General features: G+C 61.3%; 9 protein-coding genes and 3 pseudogenes. 10 read left to right on the forward strand and 2 right to left on the reverse strand.

What is annotated here, in order from left to right; translation table 11 throughout:
* Positions 1 to 31 precede the first annotated feature (31 nt).
* The 4 genes and pseudogenes from AC1DD5_RS24705 to istB all read left to right on the forward strand — a co-directional run bounded on the left by AC1DD5_RS24705 (position 32) and on the right by istB (position 2,702).
* The gene (locus tag AC1DD5_RS24705; protein ID WP_477523000.1) at positions 32 to 682 is read left to right on the forward strand and encodes a TetR family transcriptional regulator; all 651 of its coding nucleotides are present in this window, start codon (positions 32 to 34) and stop codon (positions 680 to 682) included.
* 438 nt (positions 683 to 1,120) lie between these two features.
* Complete coding sequence (locus AC1DD5_RS24710; protein WP_477520165.1) at positions 1,121 to 1,366, forward strand: hypothetical protein; 246 nt, start codon at positions 1,121 to 1,123, stop codon at positions 1,364 to 1,366.
* A 24-nt stretch (positions 1,367 to 1,390) separates the two neighbouring features.
* Positions 1,391 to 1,789 carry an extracellular solute-binding protein gene (locus AC1DD5_RS24715; protein ID WP_477520166.1) on the forward strand — a complete coding sequence of 133 codons (399 nt, stop codon included), beginning with the start codon at positions 1,391 to 1,393 and terminating at the stop codon, positions 1,787 to 1,789.
* 173 nt (positions 1,790 to 1,962) lie between these two features.
* Positions 1,963 to 2,702 (forward strand): annotated as a pseudogene (gene istB / locus AC1DD5_RS24720) (IS21-like element helper ATPase IstB).
* A 316-nt stretch (positions 2,703 to 3,018) separates the two neighbouring features.
* Here the strand turns inward: istB and AC1DD5_RS24725 are convergent.
* Entirely contained in the window at positions 3,019 to 4,215 is a 1,197-nt protein-coding gene (locus AC1DD5_RS24725; protein ID WP_442006856.1) for an MFS transporter, read from the reverse strand.
* A 299-nt stretch (positions 4,216 to 4,514) separates the two neighbouring features.
* Positions 4,515 to 5,952: pseudogene (locus AC1DD5_RS24730) on the reverse strand (IS3 family transposase).
* A 569-nt stretch (positions 5,953 to 6,521) separates the two neighbouring features.
* Between AC1DD5_RS24730 and AC1DD5_RS24735 the strand changes: the two are divergent.
* The 6 genes and pseudogenes from AC1DD5_RS24735 to AC1DD5_RS24760 form a co-directional block, all read left to right on the forward strand.
* Positions 6,522 to 7,703: an LLM class flavin-dependent oxidoreductase gene (locus AC1DD5_RS24735; protein WP_477520167.1), complete on the forward strand. Its 1,182-nt coding sequence runs from the start codon at positions 6,522 to 6,524 to the stop codon at positions 7,701 to 7,703.
* A gap of 28 nt (positions 7,704 to 7,731) precedes the next feature.
* Positions 7,732 to 7,983 (forward strand): hypothetical protein, encoded by a 252-nt coding sequence (locus AC1DD5_RS24740; RefSeq protein WP_477520168.1) that lies wholly within the window; start codon positions 7,732 to 7,734, stop codon positions 7,981 to 7,983.
* Positions 7,919 to 8,203 (forward strand): hypothetical protein, encoded by a 285-nt coding sequence (locus AC1DD5_RS24745; protein ID WP_477520169.1) that lies wholly within the window; start codon positions 7,919 to 7,921, stop codon positions 8,201 to 8,203. The genes AC1DD5_RS24740 and AC1DD5_RS24745 overlap by 65 nt, the downstream gene beginning before the upstream one ends.
* Before the next feature lie 290 nt (positions 8,204 to 8,493).
* Positions 8,494 to 8,784 (forward strand): hypothetical protein, encoded by a 291-nt coding sequence (locus AC1DD5_RS24750; protein WP_477520170.1) that lies wholly within the window; start codon positions 8,494 to 8,496, stop codon positions 8,782 to 8,784.
* 481 nt (positions 8,785 to 9,265) lie between these two features.
* A pseudogene (locus AC1DD5_RS24755) lies at positions 9,266 to 9,665 on the forward strand (IS30 family transposase); the annotation flags it as partial.
* 854 nt (positions 9,666 to 10,519) lie between these two features.
* On the forward strand, positions 10,520 to 10,833 hold a 314-nt coding region (locus AC1DD5_RS24760; RefSeq protein WP_477523001.1), incomplete at its 3' end, for a hypothetical protein.

Consider the following 10,833-nt stretch of genomic DNA (forward strand, 5'->3'; position numbering starts at 1 on the left):
GCCACTTAGGCAGCGATGTACACTTTTAGACATGAATGGGCCTTCTCCAGTCGCCGCGGCGCCGCTGGGTCTTCGCGAGAGGCGCCGCCGGGAGACGCTACGTGAAGTGTCGGATGCCGCGCTGCAGTTGTTTGAACGCAACGGTTTTACGGAGACCACGGTCGATGACATCGCGGATGCGGCCGGAATCTCTCAGCGTACCTTCTTTCGGTACTACGCCACGAAGGAACAGGCCGTCTGCGTCAACGACGTAGGCTTGGGCGCCGTGATGGATGAGACGGTCGCGGTGATCCGCAGCGGCGCACCGGTCGTCGCGGCCCTCGAAGACGCGTGGATGCGACTGTTCGGTGAGTTCGACGCACGGCCCGAGGAGCACCGCCGGACGCTACGGGTACGACGTCTGGTGCAGAGCGAGCCCGCACTTCTGGCGCGAACGCTGGCCAATGAAGCCGAGCGCATCGACGAGTTGACAGATGCCGCCGTCGACGCCGCTGGCGCAAGCGCCGACGTGCTCACCGCCCGCGCGCTGGTGGCATTGGTCTCGACGACAACTCGCCTCGCGTTCGACGAATGGGCTCGCAGGGCCGAGATGGGGGCCGATGCCAGCGTGCGCGACATCTATCTGGAGTTGCGGCGCGGGCTCGGAACTTACGCCCGACACCTCACCGGCGAACTACTCTGAGCCTGTTCTGCCGCGAAGGTCTACGACCAATCAGGAATCCTCGCGACAGCTAAGAGACTGCTGAACTAAGTGGTTGTGGGGCGGGCGGAACGCCATCAAGTGGCCGTCTAGCGGCCTGTTCTGGTCAGCACCCTTGGGTGCGAAAACGGGGAGGTTCCGCCCCCTTGGCTTCATTCTGCCTCAGAAGCTGGTGCCTCATCCAGGTGATTTTTGTTGGTGGGGATCTAACCACCAGGCCCACCAGTCCAGCCATCGCGCCCCAAATTCAGCCGATTAATTCAGCAGCCTCCTAGTAGTACTTTGTTGGGTTCTTTGGCCAGGGTCCTTTTAATCGCCGGCCCGGCGGGTAGAGAGTGGTCTGGTCCAGGCGTTATGGGCTGCAACGACGGTGACAGTCACTGCCCGTCCGTTCCGGGAGGAGCTCGTTGAGCTAAGGCCGTGGGCAAGGTCGCATTCGCGTACCCGGCACAGGCGCTCTGGGCAGTGCACCTTCCCGCCTTCGCGCTCACTTCGACGCTGGTTTATGGACAGGATCCGGGTTTCTCGGAGGCACAGGCCGACGGCCGCGCCACGTTCTCGGAATCCAAATGGTCTGAGGCGCTGGGGAAGGTGCTCGAGATGAGGGGCCGCGGCTGCTTTCAGCAAGGCTTCCTGGGCACACCCATCGAGCAGGCCGCGGATTAAGTCGCCAAAGGCAGTGCTTTCGCCGTGATCTCGACCTCCGCAACCTTGGGCACAGTCGCGGCGGCCGCAGGAGATCCCGGGAACATCGGAATGTTCGTGCTACCCGCCACGGAGAACCCGAAAGACACCTGGGTGCCAGCTAGTGCTGGCAATGGCTTGTCCGTGAACTCAAAGGTCAAGAATCCTGTAGGGGCGATGCGCTTCATCGAGTTCTTGAGTAAGCCGGAAGAGGCGGCGGCTGCCGACGCTCAGAACGTGGCACGAGTAATCGCGAGTGCCTGGACGCATTCCGCGGTGCTGGATCCACTTTTCGAGAAGATCGACGCCGGCCGGGCGGCCGCACTCATTGACCAGACATGGCCAAATCCTGAGTTGGCCGTGAATGAGCAGGAAGAATACAGAAGCTCCTCGGCGATGGGATGACGATAGCTGATTTGCTCCAGCGGATGGATGAACTATTTCCTGAGAAAAAGTGACATGTCTCGTGCGGCCTCCTGCCTGATGCTTCGGAACAGACAGGAGGCCGCACGGCGGGCAGGTCACCTCATGCCGGCCGCCAAGAAACCGTCGGCCAGATCGAGTATTACTCCCGGGCGATGGAAGCACCCGGATCCCTGAAGCAGCAACCCGTCTCGCGGACCAGGCCCGTGAAGGAGGCTGGATCCATGAGGAGTACCTCGCCGCTGTCCTGTCCCGGGAAGTCGCAGCCAGGGAAGCATCCGGAGCCGAGATCAGGGCCCGGGCCGCCGGGTTCCCGGCCCCGGAAATCACTCGAGGACTTCGACTTCGATCACCAGCCCGGACTCAAACGCGACACCATCGCGTACCTGGCCACCGGGACTTTCCTCACCGAAGCATCCAACATCGTCCTGCTCGGACCGCCGGCACCGGCAAAACACACCTCGCCACCGGCCTGGGCCTGCGGGCCACCCAGCTCGGTCCCCGGGTCCTGTTCGCCACCGCCATCGAGTGGGTCGCCCGGCTCCAAGCAGCCCACCAGAACGGCAGGCTGCCCCAGGAACTAGTCAGGCTACGCCGCTAGGGACATCCGCATAGATCGATGAAGACGGCTACATCCCCTTTCGAGCGGGACGCCGCGAACCCGTTCTTCCAACTGGTCTCATCCCGCTAAGAGCACGCCTCACTGATCCTGACCTCTAACCTGCCCTTCGTCCGCTGGGGCGACGTCTTATGCGATCAGGTCGTCGCGTCGGCCATGATCGACCGCATCGTCCATCACGCCGAAGTTATCCCCCTCAAAGGCTCCAGCTACCGCCTCAAACACACCCAAGTCGACTCGCTGCCCTCGACAAGCCCCGAAAATACGGCAGAATAACCAAGGTCAAAGTGGCTCACTTTTCAGCCCGCGAAACGGCTCACTTTTCGACCATCGCTGACAGAAGTCATTACTGGCAACGTCGAGCACGGTGAGCCAGCGCAGTGCATCTCGATATCGATATAGCCGTGGGCCGGCCGAAGCAAAGCAGATACTGCGAAGGTCGTGGCGCTGACCGGCATCCGTTGAGGGCCGGTGGGCTCGGCACAGGCGGAACGGCGCTTCGCGCGGCACAATGGGCTTTGCGCGTCGCGCAGACGCATCCACTCAACGCCGGCCGATGCGCACGAGCCCCATCGCGGACGGGCCGCCCCGGTCAGCTGGCTGGGTGAGCGGGTTTGACGTTCCGGAAGCCGTGCACGAAGTGATAAAGCACCCCGGCGAGAAAAGTGACGACGGCGAGAACGCCGAACATTCCGCGGAAGCCGGTCAGCGGCAGCAGCACACCTAGAACGAGCGGACCGACTCCGAAACCGGTTTCCATCACCACGAAGAACGTCGACGTCGCGACGCCGATCCGGTTCCGGGGTGACATAGTGACGGCGATAGCCTGCGCGCTCGGCAAGAGACTACCGAAGCCGAAGCCCATGAACACGGCGGAGAGCACCACAACGAACCAGTCGGGTGCGATCCCGAGAAGGCCGAGGCCAACAGCGAAGGAGAGCAACGCCGGGTAGATCGCGGCATTGTCACCGAGACGATCCTGCATCCGGCCGACGAAGAGGCGTGAGATGAGCGTGACGGTTGCGTAGACGAGAAAGAACGCGCTGGCCGCCACGACCATGTTCTCTGCCTGGGCGAAGGAGTTGAGGAATGTCAGCACCCCGGAGAAGCCGATCGCCGCAACGAACATGACGCTGCCCATCGCCAGCGCCGCCGGCTCGAACATGTCGATGGGGCGCATGCGCCATTTGTTGGCGGCCTGTTCCGGCGTCGGCTGATGTTCAGGTAGACGCAAGAACAGGGCGAGGATCAGCCCAACTGCCGCAGACGCCGAGCTCACGGCGAACACCGCCTCGTACGTCACCGAATCAATGAGCAGGACAGCGAGAAATGGCCCGATGGCATTGGCCAGGGTGGCCGAAATACCAAAGTACCCGATTCCCTCGCCGCGCCGTAGGACCGGGATCAGCGAGATGATGGATGCCGCGAGGACCGTGCTCGAGGCACCTAATGTCATCCCGTGGACAGTCCGGATCACCACCAGCAGCATGAGGTTGTCCACCGGAATATAGAGAATCCCGGCGATGACGAACACGACCAGCGCGATTAGAAGCATCCGCCGTCTGCCGACGAAGTCCAGGAATTTGCCGGCGAAGATGCGGGCCAGGACCGCGCCGAGAACAAAGCAGCTCGCCGTGAGGCCGGCGGCGGACTGGGAAGCGCTGAACTGCTCAACAGCGAAGAGTGCCATCATCGTCATCAGCAGGTAGAAAACCAGGGTGATGCAGAAATTGACAGCGGAAGCGAGGACGAAGCCTGTGGACCACAGCTTCGGTTCACCCTTCGCCACGACTGCACCCTTCCGGAAGTCCGCGTCACCGGAGGTGGCGCGCGGAGTGCCAGCTTACACGACCGAGGGCTTGAGGCTGGACTCGAACCCATGATTCTTTGCATACGATCCCTATTTGGCTTGGCTGAGCCGATTACCGCTGATACGAAGGAGCGGAGGCAGCAAGGAGGCGGCTCCTCCATGAGCAGCGCGCGGTGCATTCTGTGCACGCCGAGCGAACGGGAACCAATGACCACGTCCACCCAACTGATATGTAGCCGACCTTCGGAATTTTTCAAGCTGAGCGGTACCAATGGGAGTTAGGCGGCTGACTGTTCGGTGATTTCCTTTGGCTGGTTGATCCAGGCTGGTCCTGGGAGTGCGAGGATTTTGGGATCTGCGTTGTTGGTGAAGTGTTCGGGGTGTTTCGCGCGGGCTGCTGCGAGGGTTGCCGAGCGTTCCATGGCCACTGCCGCAGCGTGGCCGTAATGGACGTTCGCTGGGGTGTGGAAGCCGATGCCGGAGTGCTGGTGATGGTGGTTATACCAGTCCACGAAGCCGCTGATAAAGGCGCCGGCGTCGTGGACTGAGGCGAAGCGTTCAGGGAATTCGGGACCGTATTTCAGCGTCTTGAACAGCGCCTCACTGTAGGGATTGTCATTGCTCACCCGGGGTCTGGAGTGGGATCGGGTGACTTCCAGATCCGAGAGCAGCGCGGCGACGGTTTTGGATGTCATGGACGTTCCCCGGTCCGCGTGTACGACTTGGGGGACTCCGTGGATCCCGAAGATTTCCTTCATCATCTCCACGGCCAGCACTCCGGAGGGTTGCGTGGACGTGCGCGCCGACGATGAACCGGGAATGGATATCGACCATCATGTAGCAGTCGAAATACTTGCCCCTGACCGGGCCGGCGAGCTTGGTGATATCCCAGGTGAACACCTGCCCCGGGGCGGTCGCGACCAGTTCAGGAACCGCCCGGGGCGGCTGTTTGGCCAGCCGGCGGCGCTCCTTGACCTGGCTGTTTTCCTCAAGCACCCGGTAAAAAGTCGACAGGGAACCCAGATAAATCCCATCATCGAGCAGCTTCGTGTAGACCTGCATGGGAGCCAGATCCACGAACTCCGGTGAGTTCAGCGCCGCCAGAATCCCGGCCCTTTCGGAGGTGCTGAGCTTGTTCTGCGGCACCACCGCAGGCTGATCCCGTAGCGGTGCCGGTTTGCGGTTCGCGGTCGTCCTGGAAACCCCGGTCAATGATGCCGCCCGGCGTGATGGAATATTCAGCTCCAGCATCGAGCGGTAGGTGGCCATCAGCGTTTCTTGGACCGGGGCCCGTCCGGCATATCCTCTGAGGCGCTCTCTAAGAACGCCTGTAGTTTTCCCATCAGGTCCAGGGCTGCCTCGGTCTTCTTCAACCGGCTCTCACTCACCTCTAACTGGCGGCGCAAACGCGCGTTCTCAGCCTGGTCCGCCGAGAGTTTTCCCGATCGATTCCCCGGCCTTCTTCCCGGCGAGGGCACCGGCGTCACGCAGCCGCCGCCACTCGGTCATCTGGGAGGAATACAAGCCCTCTTTGCGCAGGAACGCGCCGCCCTCATTGCTCTCACAGGCGGTCACGTACGCGGCCAAAAACTCGAGCTTCTGCACCGGCGTGAACGACCGTCGCGGCCGCGGACCACCGGCCCGCGGCCCAGAACTACTACTACTACTATTCACAGCACTATCTTCGCGTACTGCACCCAAAACTGGACTGGACATGATTACTGGATTCCTGGCTCTCGCCCCAGGCGATTAAACGGACTTGCTATGAGCCCCTGGTACCGTTCCAGCCTGACACGTAGGGGAGTGATGGACTACATCGAACGCTGGTACAACCGCGCCCAGGAACCCCTGGCCGCCTAACACCAACGAAACTGTCTCAAAAACTTGACGAGCGCACACAGAAAACTGTGACGCGGAAATAATCTTTCGAAATAGCGTGACGCGGAAACCATGCTGAATACGAATCTAACATCGTCATGAGTCCGATTCCAATCAGTGGCCCTTCCTCGGGTGTTCGACCATACTGTCGTAAGCAGACTGACGGGGGTCGCGCCTGGAATTGTAGAATGCCGGGTTGTGCATGGTCGCGTGACAATCGTGCCGGGATGCTGTTAGCATCCATTGAATACGATTCTAGGATCCGGGCTCATCGGCGGTACTCACCACATCCACGCGAACGACAGCAGAACGTCACCGCGATGAGCGCATCGAGAGGGGACCCTGAACGTGTCGCCTGATTCGCGTGAGAGCGTCGGCGCTTCCCTCCAAGCACAGAGAGGTATCTAATGCGGTACTACCCTGCCAGCGCAGATCCGGCCACCCGCTCGGATCTTGAACACTGCGTCGAGAAGGCACTGCGGACCAATGAGGGTTCGGTGATGCTGGGGATCTTCCTGCCGAATCAGTCGTTCAGCGAGTGGCCCACCTTGGCGCCCAATGCGACGGAGTGGACGTTCCAGCAGAACCTGGTGACGGTGTTGGCGGCGGAGGAGATGGGCATGAGCTTCGCATTGCCTCCGTCGCGTTGGGCTGGCTTGCCTGGTGACGAGATCGTGTGGCGGGGAGCGAGCCTCGACTCGATCACCTTGTCGGCCGCACTCTTGGCGGCCACGACGAAGATCACCCTACTGACCACGATGCACACCAACCTGCTCAATCCGGTAGTGGCTGCCAAGCTCGGAGTCGGGCTCGACCACATAGGACGCGGCCGCTGGGGCCTCAACGTGGTCAGCGGATGGGGCGTGCAAGAGTTCGCCTCAATGGGGGTCGAGCTGCTGGACCGCAAGCATCGTTACGCGTACACGCGCGAGTGGTTGGACGTTGTCGAGATGCTGTGGCGTGACGGCGAGGCAACGCTGGATGGCGAGTACTTCAAGATCGACAAGGCGTCCGGGCGTCCGCGACCGATGCAAGTCTCGCCCTTGATCGTGAATGCCGGCCAGTCCTACACCGGGATGCGTTTCTCAGCCGAGCGAGCAGACTACATCTTCAGTTATGGCGACAACGCGGAGAAATTCCGCCAGATCCGGGCGGAGGTCGGCACTGAGTGCGGCTTCATCGGCGCGAAGGCCGTGATCGTCGGTAAGACGACGGCCGATGCGGAGGAGCGTGCACGGCAAATCGTCGACCAGGCCGACCGTGGGGCGCTGCGAAACATGCTCGTGTCGAGCGGCGCCGCGTCTGCCGAGGACGCCGAAGAGCGCATGAGAACCCGCGAAGACGTGCATGAATTCCTCCTCGGCGACGCGATCATCGCCAGCGCCCAAGACGCCGGAACACAGCTGGCGAACTGGGCAGCGACGAACAAGATCGATGGGATCTGCCTGAACCTGTTCGACTACGTCAACGACCTTGAGCTCTTCCGCACTGACACGATTCCCGCCTTCGAGGCAGAACTCGCAAAGCACGGCAAGACCTACCGCAAGCCCTCCCTACCCGAACTCATCACGGAGCCGACGACGGTCTGATCCGTCGTTTCTATAGAGGAAGGCGCCCATGGCGTCGACAACTGTCGACTGGTCAACGGACATAGCGGAAGTGCGCGACGACGACGTTCTCATTCGCGGCCACCTGCTGACCACGATGATTGGCAAGCGCAGCTTCGGTGAACTGGCATACCTCCTCATCAGCGGCCGGTGGCCAACGCATGGCCAGGCCCACGTCCTGGAAGGCAAAGAGTTTCGTGTCCGAGCGACGCGCCGCCCGCGAACCGATCGAAGGATTCGGGCACCCGCACCACGACGTTGACCCACGAGCGCCTCTGCTGATGGGGATCGCCGATGAATATGGGGTCTACGGCGATCACTGTCTTCTGCTTGAGTCGATCGAGGCCGAGCTGGAAGCAGCCGTGCATCGAGGCCGAGTTGGAAGCAGCCAGGGTCAGAAGTGGCGTCACGTTCCCGGCAGCCAGGTCAGCTATACCGGGGAACAGCCGCAGGAGACAATGAAGCCGCAGAATCATGCTTGACGTTCGCTGTGTCAACATCAGCCCCGTGATCGAAAAAGGGTCGGAACTGCTGCATGTGCAGCGATTGAGCGACCTGCACCTATCCGACAACTCACCGAGGCCTACCCAATCGTGGTCGACAGCCTCGACCTGGACGCGTTGATAGACCTCTTCGGATAGCGCTACATTCGTGCGAGCCGGTACTGAGTACTCTGGCAAGCCCAAGTTGCGTGAGTTCTTCGGGCAGATCATGAACACGTACACGCTGACAGTGCACAGCGTTCATCAGCATCTTGTGGATCTGGCACCTGGTGCAACAATGGCGCTTGGGGGTCCAGACGGGCCATGGCGAGGTGGCGATCGACCGACAGCGCAAGAACGCCGCGTACCGGTACGACGACGAGTACTGCCGAGTCGGCGACCGATGGCTATTCCAACGCAGACAATTGCGGGACCAGTACTACACGTCGCAGAAAGAGCTGGGTCTGAGTCTCGCCGGGCGTCAGAGAGTACGCGTACCCGGAGCGGCACCGTGTGATGCGGGAATTCCCGAGGAGCTGCGGTCGTACATGGCCGCACGGCCAGGTGGAGACGACGAGTAGAAATGGATCTGCCTGAGCAGCTAGAGCTCACGCCGATCAAGCGCTAGGGCGATCCTTCAATCGTGCACATGCTGCGGCGGTGTCAGGGGTCACCAACGGCGGATCTTCGTGGCGGAGTATCGGCACTGGCCGCGTTTCCTGTGTTGACGGACCTCGGTTGGCTTCCGCCGTGTCAGTTGCTGGTCGGAGGTGCTGGGGTGCTTCTGGACGGCTCGCGTAACCTGGCCGCCAAGCTTCGGCGGTAGGGCGCGCCTCCAGCTATCAGGAGTACGACGAGATGCTGCACGTGTGGACTCTTTTCGAGTCGTTCCTGGCGGAAGCGAGTGAGGCTCTTGAAGGTATCGGCACGTTCGTCAACGATCACGTCTCAGGGCCCTAAACGCGCCGACGCGCGCTAAATTGGATACGATGCCATTTGTCCTTGACTATTCCTCTTACGTTTGATCCAACCCGATGATGCGAACAGATGAGACAAGCGCTGACGGCTTCACTGCTTGTCCTCGTGCATCTGGCGGGCAACCGCGGTGCAGAAGATCGGCGCGATCGGCTGGCAGCCACAATGGGTTGACTGCCCGCCCATCTCCGGCGTTCCTTGACGCGGGACCAGGGCACTGAAATGGCCTGCTCAAGTTTTCACGCGACGCATACTCATTCCCGTCCACTTCTGCGACCCCGCCAGTTCCTGGCAGCGAGGTTCGAACTCGGACACTAATGGCCTGCTCCGGCAGTACTTCCCGAAAGGCACTGACTTGAGTGTCCACAGTCCACAACACCTCTCCAAGGTTGCTGCTGAACTCAACCGCCGCCCACGCGAGATCCTGGGCTGGCAGAATCCTGTTGAACGACTGGCTAGACTGTCTTCATCTGCCGTAGAACCATAAATTGTTGCGACGGCTGCTGGAATCCGCCGCCGTCGCAATGGCTCACTTTTCGACCGTCCCCGACAAGCGGGACGTTCTCGCGACGCTCGGCCCGCAGCCAGATGAGTCCACCATGGCCCGCCTTACGGATCTCCGACGCGAGTACTTGCCTTCAAAAGCCGCGACGAGAGGACACCGTTCATCGAAACCGAGGAGCGCGAGGAGCTATTCGCCGCACTCGACGAAGTTGTGGCGGAGCGAGATCGGGAGCCGAGCGGGTTCTCTCGCGGCCGAGCGATCGACCCATCTCTCCGCAGTGACAGCGTGAGAAATTGGTGACGAGCATATGCCTACGGTTGCGCCCCAAATCGTTCAGCGGTGGAGGCCTGCATTTTGCTCATGTTCGTCACCTTCGTCCCCCAGGCGGCTGGCGCGCTCAGGGCTTAACAGAGGCTGATTTGGGGGACGACGCAAATTCCGCAAGCATGTCGCGAGGCAGCCGCGAAGCTGAGGGTGGCGCTGGAGATTGGCGTATCGGGCCCCCGGCTCTGCTGCCGCGTTGGCATTGGCATTCATCGCGTTGACTCGTACCCAGATCCGAAATACTGTGGCCGGGAGCCGGCGTGGCACAAGCGTGTAGTGGACCGAACCGGTGCCAGCATTCCGGCCACCATTCGACTTGCCGGCTCACGGCGTTCGGTGTCCTTGCGATCGTATTCAAAAAGTTTGACCTATACGGTTGCGATCGTATTCAGGGGCCCTGTAGGGTGGTCTAGATCACGTCAGAGGCCGCCTTTGGCGTGATGCCCGATCCCCGAAGCTGTGGGTCCAATGTGAGGAATTGAGGAATTGTTGTGAGAAAACGAAGGAGCGTGATGGCGCGCGGATCCCTGGTTGTCGCCTGCGGGTTGCTTGCGCTGACAGGATGCGCCTCCGGAGGAGCCGGTTCGGCCGCGGGCAATTCGAACGCGAGCCCGAGTGACGCGCTATCGAAGGTCATGGACCAGGCGGAATGGTCGAAGGTCGTTGACGCCGCCAATAAGGAAGGCGAGGTGACGGTGTACGGAGTTCTGAATACGAAGACTGTTGACCTCCTGCCGGCCGCGTTCCACAAGGACTACCCGAACATCAAACTGACGTACGTTCGTCTGAGCGCATCAGACATCAGGGCCAGACTGGATGCCGAGAT

This window comes from Paenarthrobacter sp. 10L420 (genome assembly GCF_056395385.1).